19 protein-coding genes are annotated in these 20521 nt (G+C 38.7%); 13 read left to right on the top strand and 6 right to left on the bottom strand.

The features are described 5' to 3' along the window. Positions 1-10: 10 nt before the first annotated feature. The 5 genes from PVK70_RS03900 (at position 11) to PVK70_RS03880 (ending at position 6056) form a co-directional block, all read left to right on the top strand. The gene (locus tag PVK70_RS03900) at positions 11-2224 is read left to right on the top strand and encodes an ABC transporter permease subunit (protein WP_130047724.1); all 2214 of its coding nucleotides are present in this window, start codon (positions 11-13) and stop codon (positions 2222-2224) included. 25 nt (positions 2225-2249) lie between these two features. After that, positions 2250-3773: a phosphate ABC transporter permease PstA gene (pstA, locus tag PVK70_RS03895; RefSeq protein WP_130047723.1), complete on the top strand. Its 1524-nt coding sequence runs from the start codon at positions 2250-2252 to the stop codon at positions 3771-3773. Between the two features lie 4 nt (positions 3774-3777). Beyond that, entirely contained in the window at positions 3778-4596 is an 819-nt protein-coding gene (gene pstB / locus PVK70_RS03890) for a phosphate ABC transporter ATP-binding protein PstB (protein WP_130047722.1), read from the top strand. Between the two features lie 38 nt (positions 4597-4634). Continuing rightward, positions 4635-5333, top strand: a complete 699-nt coding sequence (phoU, locus tag PVK70_RS03885; protein ID WP_130044013.1) for a phosphate signaling complex protein PhoU — start codon at positions 4635-4637, stop codon at positions 5331-5333. A 162-nt stretch (positions 5334-5495) separates the two neighbouring features. Then, positions 5496-6056, top strand: coding sequence for a VC2662 family protein (locus PVK70_RS03880; protein ID WP_130044014.1), 561 nt, complete (start codon positions 5496-5498; stop codon positions 6054-6056). 251 nt (positions 6057-6307) lie between these two features. Here the strand turns inward: PVK70_RS03880 and PVK70_RS03875 are convergent, their stop codons facing one another. The 3 genes from PVK70_RS03875 to PVK70_RS03865 form a co-directional block, all read right to left on the bottom strand. Continuing rightward, complete coding sequence (locus tag PVK70_RS03875) at positions 6308-6802, bottom strand: hypothetical protein (protein WP_130047721.1); 495 nt, start codon at positions 6800-6802, stop codon at positions 6308-6310. A gap of 504 nt (positions 6803-7306) precedes the next feature. Further along, positions 7307-8230: a LysR family transcriptional regulator gene (locus PVK70_RS03870; RefSeq protein WP_130047720.1), complete on the bottom strand. Its 924-nt coding sequence runs from the start codon at positions 8228-8230 to the stop codon at positions 7307-7309. Between the two features lie 328 nt (positions 8231-8558). Next, complete coding sequence (locus tag PVK70_RS03865; RefSeq protein WP_130047719.1) at positions 8559-9488, bottom strand: LysR family transcriptional regulator; 930 nt, start codon at positions 9486-9488, stop codon at positions 8559-8561. A gap of 132 nt (positions 9489-9620) precedes the next feature. Here PVK70_RS03865 and PVK70_RS03860 point away from each other — a divergent pair, with 132 nt between their 5' ends. Then, on the top strand, positions 9621-10259 hold the full coding sequence (locus PVK70_RS03860) for an AcfA family outer membrane beta-barrel protein (RefSeq protein ID WP_130047718.1): 639 nt from the start codon (positions 9621-9623) through the stop codon (positions 10257-10259). 45 nt (positions 10260-10304) lie between these two features. Then, complete coding sequence (locus PVK70_RS03855; RefSeq protein WP_130047717.1) at positions 10305-10667, top strand: YgiW/YdeI family stress tolerance OB fold protein; 363 nt, start codon at positions 10305-10307, stop codon at positions 10665-10667. 86 nt (positions 10668-10753) lie between these two features. On the opposite strand, the gene PVK70_RS03850 is transcribed toward PVK70_RS03855, so the two are convergent. Then, the gene (locus PVK70_RS03850) at positions 10754-11497 is read right to left on the bottom strand and encodes a copper homeostasis protein CutC (protein ID WP_130047716.1); all 744 of its coding nucleotides are present in this window, start codon (positions 11495-11497) and stop codon (positions 10754-10756) included. 248 nt (positions 11498-11745) lie between these two features. Continuing rightward, a complete protein-coding gene (locus PVK70_RS03845) occupies positions 11746-12354 on the bottom strand; it encodes a peroxiredoxin C (protein ID WP_122034387.1) in 609 nt (202 codons plus the stop codon). Positions 12355-12502: 148 nt separating this feature from the next. On the opposite strand from PVK70_RS03845, the gene PVK70_RS03840 reads away from it, so the two are divergent. The 3 genes from PVK70_RS03840 (at position 12503) to aceA (ending at position 16924) form a co-directional block, all read left to right on the top strand. Then, positions 12503-13402 (top strand): hydrogen peroxide-inducible genes activator, encoded by a 900-nt coding sequence (locus PVK70_RS03840; RefSeq protein WP_130044024.1) that lies wholly within the window; start codon positions 12503-12505, stop codon positions 13400-13402. A 574-nt stretch (positions 13403-13976) separates the two neighbouring features. Continuing rightward, positions 13977-15581 (top strand): malate synthase A, encoded by a 1605-nt coding sequence (gene aceB / locus PVK70_RS03835; protein WP_130047715.1) that lies wholly within the window; start codon positions 13977-13979, stop codon positions 15579-15581. A gap of 14 nt (positions 15582-15595) precedes the next feature. Then, positions 15596-16924 (top strand): isocitrate lyase, encoded by a 1329-nt coding sequence (gene aceA / locus PVK70_RS03830; RefSeq protein WP_130047714.1) that lies wholly within the window; start codon positions 15596-15598, stop codon positions 16922-16924. 97 nt (positions 16925-17021) lie between these two features. Here aceA and PVK70_RS03825 read toward each other — a convergent pair whose 3' ends face one another. Further along, entirely contained in the window at positions 17022-17465 is a 444-nt protein-coding gene (locus PVK70_RS03825; RefSeq protein ID WP_130047713.1) for a CBS domain-containing protein, read from the bottom strand. A gap of 243 nt (positions 17466-17708) precedes the next feature. Between PVK70_RS03825 and queA the strand changes: the two genes are divergently transcribed. From queA to yajC, 3 genes are all read left to right on the top strand, one after another. After that, positions 17709-18761, top strand: coding sequence for a tRNA preQ1(34) S-adenosylmethionine ribosyltransferase-isomerase QueA (queA, locus tag PVK70_RS03820; RefSeq protein WP_130047712.1), 1053 nt, complete (start codon positions 17709-17711; stop codon positions 18759-18761). A 201-nt stretch (positions 18762-18962) separates the two neighbouring features. Further along, positions 18963-20090 (top strand): tRNA guanosine(34) transglycosylase Tgt, encoded by a 1128-nt coding sequence (gene tgt / locus PVK70_RS03815; protein WP_130047711.1) that lies wholly within the window; start codon positions 18963-18965, stop codon positions 20088-20090. 91 nt (positions 20091-20181) lie between these two features. After that, complete coding sequence (gene yajC, locus PVK70_RS03810; RefSeq protein ID WP_130044029.1) at positions 20182-20514, top strand: preprotein translocase subunit YajC; 333 nt, start codon at positions 20182-20184, stop codon at positions 20512-20514. Positions 20515-20521 lie beyond the last annotated feature (7 nt).

Below are 20521 nucleotides of genomic sequence, written 5' to 3'. Positions count from 1 at the left end.
TTATCTCATCATGGCATACGCCAAACCTAATCAGATTATCCGAGACAGGCAACGCTATGTTGTCGATCTGATTATGCGTATTTGGGTGAAATCCAGTGGCATAGGGATCATCGCAGCTCTTATGCTTATCTGTTTTTATTTATTGGCGGTTATTGCGCCTATTTTTACTTCTGTAACGGTTGAACCTTTATCTCAATATTCAGCATCATATGATAATGCCACCCTTGCTATTGGCTCTGATGAACAAGGAAAAATGGCTTACCGAATTGATGATAAAGGCCGAGTTCAGTTTATAGATCTTCTTAACAAGAAGCAGGTCAGTGAAACACAAATTATCACGAATCCTACGGCTTTTGCTGCCACCATTGAAAGCCAAGATTGGTTCGCTTTTGGGGATGCAAAGGGCCAAGTGCAGTTTGCTCAAATTGGCTTTCAAACTAATTACAAACAAGGGCTTCGACAACTTATTCCTTACGTTGAAAGCTTTACTCCATTTCCTCTGATTCAAATTGATGAACAAAAGAAGGAGCTTACACAAGTTGCGCTTAGCTTAACGGCAACCGAAGGGGTTGTTTTAGCACAAACCAAAGATAAGCGATTGTTAGGGGTAGAACTTGATAGTGTGATTAACCAAATGACGGGTGAGTCCATTTGGAAAGCGATCCCGATTGAGTTTGAAGGGGATGCGTTAGATAAGACGAAAAAATTATTATCCATGGTGATCACTCCAAATAATAATTTTTTGTATTTCTTATATCAACATGAGCTACAAGTTTGGACATTAAAAGACCATAAAGCCAATTTACGAGAGCGTATTGCATTAAAAGAATCGGCACAGAAACTGACGTTATTGTCTGGTGCCCATTCAGTGTTGGTGCAATTTGACAATGGTAGCTTATCTCAGTGGTTTGATACGATTAAGGATGAAAAACGTCAACTAACCTTAATTCGAACCTTTAATGTAGATGCTCCAATTAAGCAATTAGCACCAGAGGTTTACCGTAAAGGTGTGACTATTATTGATGCTAAAGGCAATGTATCTTTAGTTCACACGACAACAGAAAAAGCGCTGTATAGCCAGCATCTGTTTAATGAAGAAGTATTGGCGGTAACTCAACCTCCCAATGCAGAGAAGCTTATTGTATTAACCCAAAAAGGGTGGCAATGCTTTGAGGTAACCAATCCTCATCCTGAAGTGAGTGTACAGTCTGTTTTTGGCAAAATATGGTATGAAGGCTACCCAGAGCCTGCGTATATTTGGCAATCGACAGCAGCGAACGATGACTTTGAATCTAAATTCAGTTTAATGCCGCTGGCTTTTGGAACCTTAAAAGCGGCTTTTTATGCGCTTATTTTCGCAGGCCCAATAGCTATTGGTAGTGCTATTTATACCGCTTACTTTATGTCTTCTAATGTTCGTCGATACGTAAAACCGACGATTGAGATAATGGAAGCACTGCCGACGGTGATTATTGGTCTATTAGCGGGCATTTGGTTAGCGCCCATTGTTGAGAATAATCTCGTTGCCGTATTTAGCCTATTTGTACTCTTTCCATTAAGTATGATTATTATTGCGTTTATCTGGCACATATTACCTGCACATATCATGAGAAAATTACCGCGCGGGCAACATGCAATATTACTGATCCCTGCTTTGATTGGGATTGGCTACCTTACTTTTCAATATGGGTACGTTATCGAAAATTGGTTGTTTAATGGTGATTTACGTAGTTACCTTGGTGATAACGGCGTGGGTTACGACCAGCGCAATGCTTTGGTGGTAGGGATTGCCATGGGCGCCGCGATTATTCCGACGATTTATACCATCGCTGAAGACGCGATTTTCTCAGTACCAAAACACTTATCTGAAGGCTCGTTAGCATTAGGGGCTACGCAATGGCAAACATTAACCAAAGTGGTGTTGCTAACGGCGAGTCCAGGTATTTTCTCAGCGGTAATGATGGGATTAGGGCGAGCAGTTGGTGAAACCATGATTGTATTAATGGCGACCGGAAACACCCCGATTATGGATGGTAATATTTTAGAAGGAATGAGAACCCTTGCCGCAAATATTGCGATTGAAATGCCAGAATCAGAGATAGGAAACACTCACTTTAGAATGCTTTTCTTAGCTGCATTTTTACTGTTTGTGTTTACTTTTTTTGTGAACTCTTTGGCTGAGTGGATACGCCAAGGGTTGCGTGAAAAGTACCGTAGTTTATAGGTTTGATCTGAATGAAGGTAAATAAATGAAGCATTGGATTAAATCAGGTTCACCTTGGATATGGCTAACCGCAGGCTCTGTGAGCATTAGCATGATTGCCGTTCTTGGTATTTTGTTATTAATTGGTTGGAAGGGCTTATCCTATTTTTGGCCTACAGCATTGCAAGAATGGCACACAACAGATGGACAAGTGATTGTCGGGCAGTTGTATGATGTTGAAAAGTTTCATGGGAAAAGTTCAGAGAACCAAGAGCGTTTAATTATAAAAGTTGGGAATCGAGATATTAATGGATTCGATTTTATTAATATTAATCAGGATAAGATCCAATCGGTTACCAAACCTAAAGATCTTGTTGTGGTTGATCGACTCCAACATGGTAAATATTTTGGCACTATTATTGAAACATCGAATGGCCTTGAGCTTAACCGACAACAGGTAGAGGCATGGGTTAGAAGTGAAAAAGCGAAAATTGATTTATTAGAACAAGAGCAATATAAGCTTTATCGTCAACTTGATGCATTACCAAGTTCTGGCTTGCCTAGTAATAAGCGTAAGCAACAAGAAAGTGCGCTTAATGAACAAGTAAAAACAATGTCAACTCAATTAAGCTATAGTTATTTAACGTTAAAAGACAGCCAAGGAAAGAGCTATAAGTTAAGCAGTGATAATGTCGTTGATATATGGTTTCCCAATGCGATGTCACTGCAAGAAAAAATAGGCCATTGGTTTGATGAGTTGTATGACTTTGTTTCTGATAGTCCGCGAGAAGCGAACTCGGAGGGCGGTGTTTTCCCTGCTATTTTCGGTACTATTTTATTAGTTCTTCTTATGTCTGTTATTGTGATGCCATTAGGGGTTATTGCTGCGATTTATCTTCATGAATATGCAAAACCTAATATGTTGACTAGGTTAGTTCGAATAGCTGTGATAAACCTTGCAGGTGTGCCGTCCATCGTTTATGGCGTGTTTGGTTTGGGGTTCTTTGTTTATGTGGTGGGAGGAACGCTCGATCAGCTGTTCTATTCTAATGAGTTGCCGACCCCTACATTTGGAACGCCTGGTTTATTATGGTCGGCATTAACCTTGGCTATTTTAACATTACCCGTCGTTATTGTTGCAACTGAGGAAGGGCTCAGTCGTATTCCAAACTCAGTACGTCATGGCTCCTTAGCATTAGGTGCAACTCAGTTTGAAACCTTATGGAAGATCGTTTTGCCTATGGCAAGCCCTGCTATTATGACGGGATTAATTTTAGCGGTAGCAAGAGCCGCGGGAGAGGTCGCGCCTCTTATGTTAGTTGGTGTAGTAAAACTGGCTCCTTCTTTACCCGTTGATAGTGTTGCTCCTTATTTACACTTAGATAGAAAGTTTATGCACCTTGGTTATCATATTTATGATGTTGGTTTTCAGAGCCCCAATGTTGAAGCGGCAAGACCTATTGTGTATGCAACGGCTTTTTTATTAGTCACTGTTATCATTGGATTAAATTTAACGGCTATCGCGATTCGTAATAATTTACGAGAGAAATATAGAACATTGGAGTTATAACTGTATGTATTCATTATCACCGGATCTCTCTTTTCTATCGCCAATAGACGTAAATAATTTATCAGATGAAAATACAGCCATAGAGATTAATAATCTTAGTTTAAATTATGGTAAAACGTCAGCACTATCGAATATTGAAATGCGTATTCCTAAGGGGCAGGTAACGGCGTTTATTGGGCCGTCCGGCTGCGGTAAATCAACCTTATTACGTTGTATTAATCGCATGAACGATTTGGTTGATAATTGCAAAATTAAAGGGGCAATTAAGTTGTTTGGTGATGATATTTATCAACCCAATACTGATATCCCTTCACTGCGTCGCCGTGTAGGAATGGTCTTCCAAAGGCCAAATCCGTTTCCTAAATCAATTTATGAGAATGTGGTTTACGGTTTACGTTTACAAGGGATTAAAGAAGCGCGAGTATTAGATGAAGCGGTTGAAGATGCGTTGAAAGCAGCTGCATTATGGGATGAAGTCAAACATCGATTACATGAGAATGCCTTTGGGTTATCAGGCGGTCAGCAGCAACGCTTAGTTATCGCTAGAGCTATCGCTATTGAGCCAGAAGTATTATTACTCGATGAGCCAACGTCAGCATTGGATCCTATTTCTACTCTGACGATTGAAGAGCTTATCTATGAGCTAAAAAGTAAATATACCGTTGTTATTGTGACGCATAATATGCAACAAGCAGCACGAGTGAGTGATCACACCGCTTTTATCAATCAAGGTAAATTGGTTGAATACGGTAATGCAAATACGATTTTTACATCGCCAGTACATAAGCAAACAGAAGACTACATTACAGGCCGTTATGGATAACCTCCTACGATAGGCTAATAATAAAATAAGGACATACCATGCAACTTGGTCGACATATTTCAGGCCAATTTAACACAGAGCTTGAAGCCATTAGAACTCATGTATTAACCATGGGTGGGATGGTGGAGCAGCAGCTTACCTATGCATTAGAGGCATTGCATAATCACGATGCTGATTTAGCAAAACGAGTAATGCATGAAGACCATAAAGTAAATGCTATGGAAGTTGCAATTGATGAAGCGTGCACTCGCATTATTGCTAAGCGACAGCCGACTGCCAGTGACCTGCGTTTGGTTATGGCGATAATCAAAACCATTACCGATCTAGAGCGTATTGGTGATGTAGCTTCTCAAATAGCAAAAGTATCACTAGAAAACTTTTCGAATAAACACCAGTCGTTATTGGTTTCTCTTGAGTCTCTAGGTCGTCAATCCGTTAAAATGATGCATTCAGTGTTGGATGCTTATGCTCGAATGGATGTAAAAGCAGCCACAGAAGCGTATAAGTTTGATGATAAAATAGACGCGGAATATGATGCTGTTATTCGTCAGTTAATGAACTATATGATGGAAGATCCAAGCTCTATTCCAAGCGTGATGAAAGTAATGTGGGCGGCTCGTGCAATTGAGCGAGTGGGGGATCGTTGCCAGAATATTTGTGAGTACATTATTTATTTTGTTAAAGGTAAAGATGTGCGCCATATTGGCGATCAAAATATAGATGATGTGATCAAGTAAGGATTTGGCTTAAAAATAATAATCATAGTGTTACTTTTTGAACTATGCTGTATTTATCAGAATTAATGCGTATATTATGAACTGTCGTACTTATTATGCGATGAATGATACAAAAAAAGATTCAGTTAATAATCATAAATTACAGTAATAAAGGAATATATTATGAAGAAGATTTTAGTTGGTACTTGCGCGGCGTTATCTATGGTTTCATCATTCGCTATGGCGGATAGTACACCTGTGATGTTTTCATCATTGAATGGATTTAACGCACCAGCAGCAAGTGAAGTAAAAGGCGTTCGTTTAGCGGCTCTTCATGGTAAAACTGGCGATGTAACCGGTGTCGATTTTGCTCTTGGTATGTCAGAAAGTGATAATCTAACCGGTGTTAACTTCCCGCTATTTATTGGTGCAAACAAAGTTAATGGCAACATGACAGGTGCATCTTTTGGTCTGTTTAACTGGCATATGGGTGATGACTTAGGTGCGAACCTAGGTTTTGTAAACATCACGAATAATGTTAAAGGTGCAAACGTATCTGCAGTGAACTATTCTGAAGGCTACACCATGGTTGATGTGGGTGTTGCTAACCTTTCAAATGATTCACACGTTCAAGTTGGTTTCTTCAACATGACATCTGACATAAAAGGCGTTCAGGTTGGTTTGATTAACTGTGCAGAAAATGGTTTCCTACCTTGTTTCCCAATCGTAAACTTTGCGATGTAATTTGATTCAATTCGATATTAAATAAAAATGGCGCTGTTTAAATAAACAGCGCCATTTTTTGTATCTGAACTTAATGTGATTGGTATAATTATACCAATTCCAGTAATTCTCTAGCCATTATTTCTGGTTAAATCACATAATAGCTTCGTTAAAAATTATTTAAGTAGAATAACTACTTATCAGAATTTTTGCCTTGCTCTTAAGTGGTTTCCCTGCGTAATAAATAGACCATTTAATTAATGGCAATGGTATTAAAAAGTGAATGTCATACCGATATTGAAGTTAGTTGATAAATCATAAGGAATATAAGTATCACTCATTGGAAAGTAGTTTAAGTCAACACCGGCTCTTAGTCCTAAATGGTCCGTTGCTTGGAAAACATAAGATGCGCCAATGCTTGAGCCTAATGCACTTTCTTTTGTAGTTTCACCACTTTTAGTTTTCTTTCCATCATAATCGGCAAGACCGACCTCAAGCTGCATACCATGCATTTTTGATGCGCCAAACATCTGCTGAATACCAAAACGGTATGAATCTATGGTTTCGTCATACATAGAACTGCTATAAACCGTACGTCCATAACTGATAAATGCCGCATCAAAGCCAAGTGCGTCAGTCACACCTGCTTGAATACCAAAGCCGCCGTAAGGACCGATTTTAATTTCAGGAGAAAGGTGGAAGTCATTAGCAAAAGTGTTTGCGCTAAATAGGGTTGCAATAGCAAGAACTAGGTGTGATTTTTTCATAATGGATACTCTCTCATAATCGTTTTAAAAAAGCATCCGTGCTTTGTTTTATCTTTAATTGTTTGATGGAGCTATAGTAAGAAATCCTTGCATACATCACTAATCACTAGTGTTTATCTCATTCATAACCAGAGCTTATTAATGAGGAGGGGAGTTTTAGGCATAAAAAGTAAAAAGCCCCTGCACTAAGTTACCTATGCAGGGGAGAGAGTTACCAAAAGGTAATTATTTATCTTGTAGCATTGATTTTATTGATATAAATAAAATAATTAGAGGGAGTGAAAGCATAATTAAGAAAGTCATAAATCCCCAACGTTTTAAAAGCGTAAATTGAATCCAACTTCATAACTGTTTTCTGTTCTGGTTCTATCTAGCCAATCAGAAAAAACAGATTCGCGCCATTCGTGAGAAGTATATGAAATGTAAAAAAAAGCCTCTAATCCCTTAAAAGAATAGAGGCTTTAACGTTGAGTTATTAATGAGAGAGAGGAATAGTCGTAATAACTACTGGTTATCAATGAGTAATGATTGAAGGATTTTTTTTAACCACAACATGGTCGCGTTATTACGATTTTTGTGGTGATAATAAACACAAACTTGTGGATTAATATCTTGATTATCAAATAGTATTTTAAGACTTCGTAGTTGATTATTATGTTCGATATTTAAGAATTTAGATGCAGGAAACATCATATCTGAGTTATTAACGACATCAATAACGGCTGATGGCAATTCAGATCTAAAGCCAATATTTGCTTCTAAGCCTTTAATCTTTAGTATTTTTTCAGCTAAAGATTGATGGGAATTCCAATCAACAGCAATGACAGTTGCTAATTCAAAATTAACGCCATCTTTTACTTCAATACTGTTACCTTCATAGGGGTGGTCTTTTCTTACATAGCCAGTAAAACGGTCTTGAGCGATTGGTTTTTGAATTAACTCTTTTGGTGCGTGGCCTATCTCATAATTAAGGCCTAATTGAACTTCATCATTAATAATGTCGGTCATTGTTGATTTAGACCAGTTTAATAACTGAACTTGGACATTAGGTGCTTCAGCTCTGATTGCTTGAAATAATTTATTGGCAATAGCGCTTAAAAGAAAAGGGGATAGCGCTAGTTTTATCACACCTTCAAGCTCTTGAGGGTTAAACTCATTACTTTCATTTAATGTAGAAGAAAGATCATCAAGTATTGGTGATATGCTTTCAGCTAGCTGATTTGCGTATTCAGTTGCACGCAGCCCGTGATGGGTTTTGACAAACAATTCATCATTAAAATGATCTCGTAAGCGTTGTAAAGCTTTACTGATTGCAGGTTGAGAAACAAATAAGCGATCAGAAGCTTTACGCATATTTCGTTCTTGATGTAGAACGATAAATGTCCTTAAGAGGTTTAAGTCTAAACTGGAGAATAAATCTTTAGCCATAATATCAATCCTTTGATTTTTTATTATTTGAACAAAGAAATTAAGAAGGGTAAAGAAAAAAAGCCTCTGTATGAGAGAACAGAGGCGAAGTTACCTAATGGTAAAGTGTCAAAGACGGAAAGTAGAGTTGCAATAAATCTATTTTAAAAACTTCATCATTCCCTGATAAAGAAAATGTCGCAGTTACAGTAGTAATACGCCTGAGTATCACTACTGTTGACTGGTCTAGATAATATAAATATTAATGAAAGGAAACTAATCACCTGTGGTTATATAAGTTATAAGGAGTACTTATTTTTTAGTGTGTTTTTGGTTTTATTTATAATGATTATTTGATGTTTGCTTCTGATAATAAATCGGTAATAAGTTGATTTATCCAAGCATGCAATGCATTTTTTTTATGTCGTTGGTGATAATAGGTATAAATAGGGTAATTTAATGGCACATCATCAAGAGATAAATCGATTCGCCTTAAACTTGAATATTGGTGAATAGGGAAAAGCGAAGTGGAAGGGAAGTACATATCTGTATGTTGAACCACATCGATCAATGCCATCGGAAGCTCTGAGCGAAATCCTATTTTATGCTCGATATCCATATTCGTTAATACTTCACTCGCTAAGCTTTTATTATCGTTCCAGCCAGGGATGATTAATGATGCAAGTTCATAGCCTTCAAAATCATAAGGTGTCGCGATAGTTTTCTTTATTGGGTGATCCTTCCTAATGATTACGCAACCTGTTATTGTCATTAGGTTTTTTGAAAGTAATTCTTTTGGAACCTTGTCATATTCGTAATTGATTGCCATATCTAACTTGCCTTTAGAAAGATCATCAAAAGTTGATGCTGACCAATTTACAAGTTGTAGATCGACATTGGGTGCCTTTTCTTTTATTTCATGAAATAACGCGCCAGATAAGCAGGTTAATACTTGAGGTGCTAGAGCTATTTTTAGTATTTTATTTAAATTTGCGGGCTGAAATTCTTGAGATGCGTTTAATACTGAAGATAAACCATCTAAATAAGGCTGGATATTATCAGCTAACTCTTCAGCAAAAGGGGTTGGTTTAAGACCATGACGAACTTTAATGAATAGCTCATCATTAAAATGGTTACGCAGTTTTTGTAGCGCTTGGCTGATTGCCGGTTGTGAGACAAATAAGCGTTCAGAAGCTTTGCGCATATTTAACTCTTGAGAAAGAATTAAAAAGGTTCTCAATAAATTTAAATCTAATGTAGTGAACAGATCTTTTGCCATAGTGAATTATTTCCTTATAAATTTAAAATTATTTAATCACTCTTCACGCTTCCTTCACGATCTATCCTCTATAGTACCTACATAACGAATTAAGACCAAGCTTAACCCCATAACTATAGGATTGAATTTATAATGAAAAAGTATGTATTTTTACTAATGACTGCAACTTCAACAGCAACGGTTGCTGCTCCATACGTTGGTTTAGAATATGGCGTAACAAATATGAGTCATGATTACTCAACAACTTTTTCACAAGATAAAGTGATACTCACTCCTGATGATTCAAGTTCAGCTTTTGGTGGTTTTGTTGGCTATCGTTTTAATGATTTTGGTCTAGAATTAGGTTATAAGAAATTTGAGAGTGATGATTCTCGAAGTAAGGTTTTAAGCTATGTTTACCCAGTTAAAACTGAACGTGAATGGGATGCTGATTTAGATGCGAGCCAATTTACCTTTAAGCCAGTATACTTCTATAATATTAATGAAAGGTTACAATTAAAAACAGGCTTAGGTTTAACGGTTACAAAATACAATTTCGATTCATCCGCTTACACTGAAAGCGAAAATGATCTTACCGACATCGACGTTATTGTACCCGGTAGTTACGTTCCAGGGGCATCAACATCAGAAACAGCACTAGGCGGTATCGCAAGCGTAGGCCTTGAGTACATGGTGATCCCAAACCTAGCTTTAGGTGCTTCAGCAAGTTATCAAGCGGATAGCGTAGCTAATTCAACCTCGTTCATGTTGAGTTCAGCTTACTACTTTTAATATAGCGTTACTTAGTATTTAATTATAAATTTCGGACACAATAAAATGAAAAAAATTATCTTAGCAAGCGCATTAGTATTAGCATCTTCAACAGCATTTGCTGCACAAAACGCCCCTGTTACTGGTGGATTCAATGGTCCTAGCTCTGTTTCTGTAAGTACTGTTCGTTCAGCGTTAGATTCAGCTGATGATGCAGCGGTAGTATTGACTGGTTACATTACGTCATCACTGGGTAATGAAGAATACCAATTTAAAGATGCTACTGGTGAAATTAGAATTGAGATTGATAATAAAGACTGGAACGGTATCGAAGCAACACCAGAAACGAAATTAGTTATTCATGGTGAAGTAGATAAAGAGTGGACAGAGACGATGATCGACGTTAACTCTGTTCAATTAGCAAAATAATACTAACCCCAGTAATAAATCGTTATTTTATAGTGAAAATGCCAGAGTGATTAACTCTGGCATTTTTGTCATTAGAGTAAAGCGTATTAACTAATTTGTTGTCTTACAGCATCAATTTTTTTAGAGTCCGTTACAGGGACAATAAAATCATCCAAATCCCCTGCGCCCATTTTTACACTATCCAATACTAATTTCATTTTACTTGGACGAGTTGATTTTCCAGATAAATGAATTTCAGTTATGCCTGTCTTTTCAATGATCTCTTTTGCATTGTCAGCGGTGACGCCTGCTCCCGCCAATATTTCAAATCGCCCATTTGCTAATTTAACCATTTCAGTCAAAACGTTAATGCCATCGTAGGCATTCGCTGCAAGTCCTGAGGTCAGAATGCGTTCACATCCAAGCTCTGCAATATTATCAATCGCTTTTTTATAATTAGAGCATTGATCAACAGCGCGATGGAAAGTCACACCTAAATCATTGTCATTAGCTATTTTCATTAGCCGTGCAGATAATGGCATATCAATATCGCCATTGGCTTTTAATACCCCAAAGACAACCCCCTGTAAGCCAGCTAATTTTGCCGCATGAATATCTTCTATCATTGCAGAGATATCATCGTTGTCATATAGGAAGTCGCCTTGTCGAGGGCGGATCATGGCATAAACCGGAATAGGAGAGATCGCAGCTGCTTTTTTCATGAAACCAAAACTTGGAGTAAGCCCACCTAATGCAAGAGATGAACATAATTCAATACGATCAGCACCGCCATTAATAGCATTATGCAGTGATTCTAAGTTATCGATACAGACTTCAATTTTAATAGACATGATGTGTAGAAAGAATAATTGGGAATAGAGTAGTGTAAGGGATATTCAACCTTAGATGTGTGAAGAGATCGTCAGAATTGAGTTCTAAGAACAAAGAAAAAGCCCTGAAGATAACTTCAGGGCTTTTAGTATTAGGCAAACTTTCTGATTTTAGGCTACTGCGTTTATACGCTTTTAATATTCTAGCCACATGCACCGTTGAGCTTAGGTGCAGTCGAGTATTTGATATAAATACTCTAGGTTAGCAATTACTTGCTTAGGTCGTCAGCGTGTTCAGATAGGAATGCTGCAACGCCTTTTGGAGATGCGTCCATACCTGCTTTACCTTCTTCCCATTGTGCTGGACAAACTTCACCGTTCTTCTCGTGGAAGTTTAGTGCGTCAACCATACGTAGCATTTCGTCAATGTTACGACCTAGTGGAAGATCGTTAACTACTTGATGACGAACAAGACCGTCAGCATCGATTAGGAAAGAACCACGGAAAGCAACGCCAGCTTCTGGGTGCTCAACATCGTATGCTTTACAGATCTCGTGCTTAACGTCAGCAACTAGTGGGTATTTAACTTGACCAATACCGCCATCTTCGATAGCAGTGTTACGCCATGCGTTGTGAGAGAATTGAGAATCGATAGAGATACCGATTACTTCTGCGCCTTTAGCTTGGAAGTCAGCTAGACGGTTGTCAAAAGCGATTAGCTCTGAAGGACAAACGAAAGTGAAGTCTAGAGGGTAGAAAAATACTACCGCTTTCTTACCTTTAGTGAATTCTTTGAAGTTGAAGTTATCAACGATTTCGCCATTACCTAGAACAGCTGCAGCAGTAAAGTCTGGTGCTTGACGACCTACTAGTACCATTTTTGAATCTCCTAAAAATTAGATTTCCCAAACTTCGTGTTTGGCTTTGTTTTTGAAAACAATAAATTGTTTCAACAGGACAAACTATAGTACAAAAGGTATGATTGAAAAAAGCGAATTAAATAGATTAATGTAATCGAGAAAAACGATGAACAAATGGCCATCATTAAAACAGTTACACTACTTTATTACCCTGCATGAGACTCGCCATTTTGGTGACGCAGCAGAAAAGTGTTTTGTCAGCCAATCAACATTAAGTAAAGGAATACAAAACCTTGAAGAGTTAATTGGTTGCCCTTTATATGAACGAGATAAAAAGACACTCGTGTTTACACCTATTGGTGAAAAAGTAGTAGAGCAAGGACGAGAACTATTAGCTAAAGGCCAAGATTTAATTGAGCTAGGGTCACTTTGCCAAGGTGATGCGATGCAAGGGCAGCTTCGAGTCGGTTGTATCCCGACCATTGCGCCTTTTTTGTTGTGCGATTTAGTTCAAGAAGTGAATCAAACCTACCCACAACTAACTCTCTTACTAAGAGAAGACACGACAACTAATTTATTAGCGGCGTTGAGACAAGGTCAGTTGGATGTTCTTATTCTTGCTTTGCCTGTTGATATCGGTGGAATGGAGAGCCTAATTGTAGGGCATGATCCGTTTAAAATGGTCATAAGTAAAGATCAAGCACGCTCAATCTCCACTCCGATTCATTATGATGATCTCCCGGATGAATACGTCTTCTTATTAGAAAAAGAACACTGTTTAACGGAACATGCTGTCTCTGCATGTAAATTGACGAAAAAAGAAAAAATTAATCCATTCACGGCAACCAGTCTGCACACTTTGGTTCAGATGGTGGCAAATGGATTAGGTACTACCTTTATTCCTCAAATGGCGATTAAACATGGTTTATTAGATAACCAAAACCTTGTGGTGGTTGAGCCACCGGGTCAAGAAGCGTCGCGAGCTATTGGCTTAGTTTGGCGCCCAAGCTCTTCTCGTTTACAGGCTTTTCATCAGCTAGCTGATATTGTTAAGCATATTTTATAGCTTTATTTTTGTACTTAAGGCACTTATTTATTGATTTAAATAGGTGCCTTTCTACTTTTGAATGATAGGACAATTAGTGACCAGATTCTCACTTTTCTATATTTCTTATTAAACAGATCTGACCAGTTTATTTCTTCTCTTCTTGTTGTATATCGCCACTTTCTTTTTACTCCCCTCTAAATAAGCTCAAGTGTTATCAATTTTTTATGCTATCCCGCTGTTTTCTTTGTGAAATTAAAACTGTGAATTTTACATGTTCAATTTTACAAGTTTAATTTGTGTAATTTTACAACGTAAATAGCAGATCATTCTTTGATGGCCATGTTATCAGTTTGTAAAAATTAAACTTTGACAATTCTCTTTATAGAGCATTTACTCATAACTCAACTTTCTGATTTATGTCGACATCTTATTGAAATATCAAGGCAGTATTAGCCTTTAGTAGGGGTTGTAATTCATTCGCTCTTTCGAGAATGTAATAGACGTAAACAGCAAGAACGATAAATAGGATGAAACATGAATACTGATTCGTAGTGTTTTAGTTACAAATGTAATTTTGCCGGAGGCGCAGACCATGACAGATACCATGACGACGAAAGAACAAGAATTATCCATTATTGGGCCGAGTCTTCCTCAAGTTGATGAAGTATTAAGTGCAGGAGCGATTCGCTTTCTTACCCATCTGGTCGAAAAGTTTGCGCATCGAGTTCCTGAACTTTTAGAAACCCGCAAAGTAAGACAGCGAAAAATAGACGCAGGACAACTGCCCGATTTTTTAACGGAAACACGTTCAATCCGAGAATCTAAATGGAGTATTCAAGGTATTCCAAGTGATCTTCAAGACCGACGTGTTGAGATTACAGGCCCAACAGACAGAAAGATGGTAATTAATGCATTGAATGCAAATGTAAAAGTATTCATGGCTGATTTTGAAGATTCATTAGCACCGTCATGGGAGGCGGTACTTAATGGTCAAATTAATCTTCGAGATGCAATGAACGGCACAATCCAATACACCAACCCTCAAACTCAAAAGGTATATCAGCTTAAGCAAGATCCTGCGGTATTGATTTGTCGAGTTCGAGGTTTGCATCTTCCAGAAAAGCACGTGCTTTTTAACGGTGTTGCTATTCCCGGAGCTTTGTTTGATTTCGCGCTTTATTTCTATCACAACTATCAGACGTCATTAAAAAAAGGCAGTGGTCCGTACTTCTATCTTCCTAAACTACAAGCCTACCAAGAAGCGGCGTGGTGGAGTGATGTATTTACTTTTGCGGAACGTGAGTTTGGTTTAAAGCAAGGCACGATTAAAGCAACAGTATTAATAGAGACGCTGCCTGCTGTGTTTGAAATGGATGAAATTTTATACAGTTTGAAAGAACATATTGTTGGATTGAATTGTGGCCGATGGGATTACATTTTTAGCTACATTAAAACCTTAAAAAATCATCCAGAACGCGTGCTACCTGATCGCCAAGTGGTGACCATGGAAAAACCGTTTTTAAATGCCTATTCACGATTACTGATCAGAACGTGTCACCGAAGAGGAGCGTTTGCGATGGGAGGAATGGCCGCCTTTATTCCATCGAAAGATCCGGTAAAAAATGATTGGGTGTTAAATAAAATTCAAACCGATAAATCACTGGAAGCCAATAATGGACACGACGGTACTTGGGTTGCTCATCCTGGGCTAGCTGATACTGCAAGAGCGGAATTTGACAAGGTTTTAGACTCGCGGATCAACCAGTTGGATATTAGCCGAGAAAATGACCATCCCATTACCGCAGAAGAATTATTAACACCTTGTGAAGGAAAGAGAACAGAAGAGGGCATGCGTCATAACATTCGAGTCGCGGTTCAATATATTGAAGCGTGGATCACAGGTAATGGGTGCGTGCCTATTTATGGATTAATGGAAGATGCTGCAACGGCAGAAATATCACGAACGTCTATTTGGCAATGGATACAACATGGGAAAACCTTAGATACAGGCGCTGTTGTAACGGCTGATTTGTTTAGAACCATGTTATTAGAAGAGATGAAAGTTATTGAACAAGAATTGGGAACAGAACGCTTTGATTCTGGCCAATTTACTCAAGCAGCAAAACTGATGGAGCAATTGACCACCAGTGATCAACTAACAGACTTTTTAACACTACCTGGCTATGAATACTTATAAGAGAGGGAACTATTATGACGACATTTAAACCGCAAACTCGCCAACAACAAATTGATGCATTGGAAAAAGACTGGGCAGAAAATCCACGTTGGGATGGAGTAACTCGTCCTTATACCGCTGAAGAAGTTATTAATCTTCGAGGATCTTTTGCACCAGAAAATACCATTGCACAAAAAGGGGCTGACAGGCTATGGGAGCTGGTGAATGGCTCATCAAAAAAAGGGTATGTAAATTGTCTTGGCGCGCTAACGGGTGGACAAGCAGTCCAACAAGCGAAGGCGGGAATTGAAGCTATTTATTTGTCAGGTTGGCAAGTAGCAGCGGATAACAACACCGCATCGACCATGTATCCAGACCAATCACTATACCCGGTAGATTCGGTACCTTCGGTAGTGAAACGTATTAATAATGCCTTCCGTCGTGCGGATCAAATTCAATGGTCAACAGGAACAACACCTGAAGAGGGAATTGATTATTTTCTTCCGATTGTTGCCGATGCAGAAGCCGGTTTTGGTGGTGTACTTAATGGCTATGAGTTGATGCGTAATATGATTGAATCAGGTGCGGCTGGGGTTCACTTTGAAGATCAGTTAGCGTCAGTAAAAAAATGTGGTCACATGGGAGGCAAAGTATTAGTACCAACTCAAGAAGCGGTACAAAAACTAGTAGCTGCACGACTAGCAGCCGATGTGGCAGGCACAACGACATTGGTTATTGCAAGAACCGATGCCAATGCCGCAGATTTGCTAACCTCAGATTGTGATCCTTATGATCAAGAGTTCATTGAAGGGGAGCGTTCGGCTGAAGGTTTCTATAAAGTGACCGCAGGTATTGATCAAGCCATTTCTCGTGGTCTGGCCTATTCACCTTATGCTGATTTAGTGTGGTGTGAAACCGCAACGCCATGTTTAGAAGAAGCGCGTAAATTTGCAGAGGCGATTCATGCAGAGTATCCAGATCAACTGTTAGCCTATAACTGTTCGCCGTCGTTTAACTGGGAGAAAAATCTGGATTCAGAAACGATTGCTAAGTTCCAACAAGAGCTGGCAGATATGGGGTATAAATACCAGTTCATTACGTTAGCGGGTATTCATAACATGTGGTTTAACATGTTTGAACTAGCGCACTCTTATGCACAAGGTGAGGGAATGCGTCATTATGTTGAGATGGTTCAGCGTAAAGAGTTTGAAGCCGCGGATAAGGGCTATACTTTTGTTGCCCACCAACAAGAAGTAGGTACAGGCTACTTTGATAAGATGACAAATATCATTCAAGGTGGAAATTCATCAGTAACCGCACTAACAGGCTCAACAGAAGAAGAGCAATTTAAAACCAACGCTTAATTAATACTAACCCCATATCCACATAATAAAAAAGAGTCGTATTATCACGTTTTAGGGAGAATGGAGTCTCCCTTTCTTTTTGTCTTGAATGTATGATTTATTCGTCATCTTCAATAGGTTCAACTTCTTCTTGCAGTTCCAATAAGTTAATAGCAATCGTAACAAAATCAGAATCAGTAATTATTCCCACCAATTTCCCATGATTGACCACGGGTAAACATCCCACCTTGTGTTTTTGCATAAACAAAGCCGCTGACTTTAAGCCACCGTGCGGAGAAATACTCATTACATTTTCATGCATAATACTATTTAGAGGGATATCAAGCACAGAAAACTCTTCTAGTGTTGGTTTCTCTAAACAAGAAGATTGCGCAGACAATAGATCTCGTTGAGTAACTAGACCAATTAATGCTTGGTCTGTATCTACAATAGGTATATGCCTAATACAATGTTCGTCCATGAGTGCTTTAGCATCTTCTAAAGAGTTGGAGCGAAGCAATGTATGAGGGTGAGTCGTCATCATGTCTTTAACGGTAAACATAGTGTGCTCCTGCTATCGATAAGTCCTACAGTAAATATAGTGCGAGATGAAAGAGAAAAGTGAGAGCTAAGTTGATTTTTGAAGAGATAAAAAGATTGATGCGACTTTCTCTGTTTAATGTCAATTTCATTAGTTAAAGTACATATTTATTGAAAAATTGAGAGGTATATTGCTTCATCTCTTGCTATTGCTCTGGGCGTGAATATACTACTCTGTCTGCCATTTTTGATGAAGAAGTAAACCATGCAAGTATCCGATTTCCACTTTGAATTACCCGATGAACTTATTGCTCGCTACCCTCAACCAGAGCGTACGGCAAGTCGCCTATTACACCTAAATGGTAATAGCGGTGAATTAATTGATGGTCAGTTTACTGATGTGCTTGATTTAGTACAGAGTGGTGATCTTGTTGTATTTAACAACACTCGTGTTATCCCTGCTCGTATGTTTGGTGTTAAAGCATCAGGTGGCAAGCTAGAAGTATTAGTTGAACGAGTGCTTGATGAGCATTCAGTATTGGCTCATGTTCGTTGTTCTAAATCACCAAAACCGGGTAATCAACTATGGTTGGGTGAAAACCAAGAATACGAAGCGGAGATGATCGCTCGTCACGATACCCTGTTTGAAATTCGCTTTACTTCAGAGAAAAAAGTATTAGATATTTTGGATGAAATTGGTCACATGCCATTACCTCCTTATATCGACCGTCCAGACGAAGACGCGGATAAAGAGCGCTATCAAACGGTATACAATGAAAAACCGGGGGCGGTTGCTGCTCCAACGGCGGGTTTACACTTTGATACAGAGATTTTAGAAAAAATGAAAGCAAAAGGCGTAGAATTTGCCTACGTTACGCTTCATGTTGGTGCAGGAACATTCCAGCCTGTACGTGTCGATAATATCTTAGAACATCACATGCATTCTGAATATGCAGAAGTATCTCAAGAAGTGGTTGATGCCATTAAAGCAACCAAAGCTCGTGGTGGCCGTGTTGTTTCTGTTGGAACGACTTCGGTTCGCTCATTAGAAAGTGCGGCGCAACATGCATTAAAGCAAGGCACAGAGCTAGCACCATTTTTTGATGATACTGAAATTTTTATCTACCCAGGCTATGAATTTCAAGTTGTTGACGCTTTAGTAACAAACTTTCACTTACCAGAGTCTACACTTATCATGCTTGTGAGTGCATTTGCAGGGTATGAAAATACAATGAAAGCTTACGATCAAGCGGTGAATAATCAATATCGTTTCTTTAGTTACGGTGATGCGATGTTTATTACGAAGAAAACCGCGTAATAAAGAGTCGATGGCTGTATTAAAGCCAGTAATATACTAGATTGAAATTTCACTCACGGAGCCAGTGAAAGTAGGAAAACAGGACGTTTTCGACCATATAAACTGCATTATTTAGTTTTATGGAGGTGTGGCATTAATGTTTTATTAATGTCGCAAATTAAACAAGTTGTCAGATTGTTTCTCTGGCTTATTGGAGGTTTCGTGAAGTACGAACTACTCAAAAAACAAGGCCGCGCACGTCGTGGTCAATTACAATTTGACCGTGGTACGGTTGAAACACCAGCATTCATGCCTGTAGGTACTTACGGTACTGTTAAAGGGATGACTCCGGAAGAAGTGAAAGGTACTGGTGCTGAGATCTTACTAGGCAATACGTTCCATTTATGGTTACGCCCTGGTCAAGAGATCATGAAACTGCACGGTGATTTACATGACTTCATGAATTGGAAAGGCCCTATCTTAACGGATTCAGGCGGTTTCCAAGTATTTAGTCTTGGTAAAACACGTAAGATCACTGAAGAAGGTGTACATTTCCGTAGCCCTGTAAACGGTGATAAGGTCTTTATGGATGCTGAGAAATCAATGCAAATCCAATACGATCTTGGTTCTGACGTAGTTATGATTTTTGATGAATGTACTCCGTACCCAGCAACGCATGACGAAGCGCGTATCTCAATGGAGCGTTCTATTCGTTGGGCTGACCGTAGCCGTAATGAATTTGATCGTCAAGAAAACCCGAATGCACTGTTTGGTATTGTTCAAGGTGGTGTATACGAAGATTTGCGTGATGTGTCTGTTGAAGCGTTAACTAAGATTGGTTTTGATGGTTATGCTGTTGGTGGCCTAGCAGTAGGTGAACCAAAAGAAGACATGCACCGCATTTTAGAGCATACATGTCCACAATTACCTGAAGATAAGCCACGATACCTAATGGGTGTTGGTAAACCAGAAGACTTGGTTGAAGGCGTTCGTCGCGGTATTGATATGTTTGACTGTGTTATGCCAACTCGAAATGCACGTAATGGTCACCTATTTGTGACTGGCGGTGTGATCAAGATCCGTAATGCGAAACATAAAACAGATACAACACCATTAGATCCTGAGTGTGATTGTTATACTTGTCAGAATTACAGCAAGTCTTACTTACATCACCTAGATCGTTGTAATGAAATTTTAGGTGCTCGTTTAAATACGATCCATAACTTACGTTATTACCAACGTATTATGGCGAGCATTCGTAAGGCTTTGGAAGAAGAGCGCTTTGAGCAGTTCGTAGAAGAATTCTACGCACGTCGCGATCGTGAAGTTCCGCCATTAAAAGACCTTTAAAAACAGAGTTATCACCCATATATCTACTAGATATGTGTATGGTCACATTTTAGAAACTGGAAATTAAAATTAGATACGAGGACGTTATTAAATGAGTTTTTTCATCTCTCAAGCTCACGCAGCTGGTGAAGCACCACAAGGCGGTGGTATGCAAATGTTTATCATGCTTGGTATGTTTGCAGTTATCTTCTACTTTATGATTTATCGCCCACAAGCGAAACGTCAAAAAGAGCATAAGAACCTAATGTCTTCTATGGGCAAAGGCGATGAAGTTCTTACTGCGGGTGGTTTAGTGGGTAAAATCACTAAAGTATCTGAAGAAAATGATTACATCGTAATTGAGCTTAACGCAAATAACGAAGTAACAATTAAGAAAGACTTTGTTTCAGCTGTTCTGCCAAAGGGCACTCTGAAATCACTATAAAAATTGT

Origin of the sequence: Aliivibrio sp. A6, assembly GCF_028765505.1 — a bacterium.
In the GTDB taxonomy this organism is placed as follows: domain Bacteria; phylum Pseudomonadota; class Gammaproteobacteria; order Enterobacterales; family Vibrionaceae; genus Aliivibrio; species Aliivibrio finisterrensis_A.
Note: the sequence above shows the minus strand (reverse complement) of the source record. Positions and strands in the feature narration are given on the sequence as shown.

What these genes read in the sequence shown, in the direction of transcription:
- PVK70_RS03900 (WP_130047724.1), top strand. Translation starts at nt 11, where the DNA reads ATGGCATACGCCAAACCTAATCAGATTATCCGAGACAGGCAACGCTAT.
- PVK70_RS03880 (WP_130044014.1), top strand. Translation starts at nt 5,496, where the DNA reads ATGAAGAAGATTTTAGTTGGTACTTGCGCGGCGTTATCTATGGTTTCA.
- aceA (WP_130047714.1), top strand. Translation starts at nt 15,596, where the DNA reads ATGACGACATTTAAACCGCAAACTCGCCAACAACAAATTGATGCATTG.
- phoU (WP_130044013.1), top strand. Translation starts at nt 4,635, where the DNA reads ATGCAACTTGGTCGACATATTTCAGGCCAATTTAACACAGAGCTTGAA.
- aceB (WP_130047715.1), top strand. Translation starts at nt 13,977, where the DNA reads ATGACAGATACCATGACGACGAAAGAACAAGAATTATCCATTATTGGG.
- PVK70_RS03825 (WP_130047713.1), bottom strand. Translation starts at nt 17,465, where the DNA reads ATGTTTACCGTTAAAGACATGATGACGACTCACCCTCATACATTGCTT.
- PVK70_RS03855 (WP_130047717.1), top strand. Translation starts at nt 10,305, where the DNA reads ATGAAAAAAATTATCTTAGCAAGCGCATTAGTATTAGCATCTTCAACA.
- PVK70_RS03870 (WP_130047720.1), bottom strand. Translation starts at nt 8,230, where the DNA reads ATGGCTAAAGATTTATTCTCCAGTTTAGACTTAAACCTCTTAAGGACA.
- PVK70_RS03840 (WP_130044024.1), top strand. Translation starts at nt 12,503, where the DNA reads ATGAACAAATGGCCATCATTAAAACAGTTACACTACTTTATTACCCTG.
- PVK70_RS03875 (WP_130047721.1), bottom strand. Translation starts at nt 6,802, where the DNA reads ATGAAAAAATCACACCTAGTTCTTGCTATTGCAACCCTATTTAGCGCA.
- yajC (WP_130044029.1), top strand. Translation starts at nt 20,182, where the DNA reads ATGAGTTTTTTCATCTCTCAAGCTCACGCAGCTGGTGAAGCACCACAA.
- PVK70_RS03850 (WP_130047716.1), bottom strand. Translation starts at nt 11,497, where the DNA reads ATGTCTATTAAAATTGAAGTCTGTATCGATAACTTAGAATCACTGCAT.
- queA (WP_130047712.1), top strand. Translation starts at nt 17,709, where the DNA reads ATGCAAGTATCCGATTTCCACTTTGAATTACCCGATGAACTTATTGCT.
- pstA (WP_130047723.1), top strand. Translation starts at nt 2,250, where the DNA reads ATGAAGCATTGGATTAAATCAGGTTCACCTTGGATATGGCTAACCGCA.
- pstB (WP_130047722.1), top strand. Translation starts at nt 3,778, where the DNA reads ATGTATTCATTATCACCGGATCTCTCTTTTCTATCGCCAATAGACGTA.
- PVK70_RS03845 (WP_122034387.1), bottom strand. Translation starts at nt 12,354, where the DNA reads ATGGTACTAGTAGGTCGTCAAGCACCAGACTTTACTGCTGCAGCTGTT.
- PVK70_RS03865 (WP_130047719.1), bottom strand. Translation starts at nt 9,488, where the DNA reads ATGGCAAAAGATCTGTTCACTACATTAGATTTAAATTTATTGAGAACC.
- PVK70_RS03860 (WP_130047718.1), top strand. Translation starts at nt 9,621, where the DNA reads ATGAAAAAGTATGTATTTTTACTAATGACTGCAACTTCAACAGCAACG.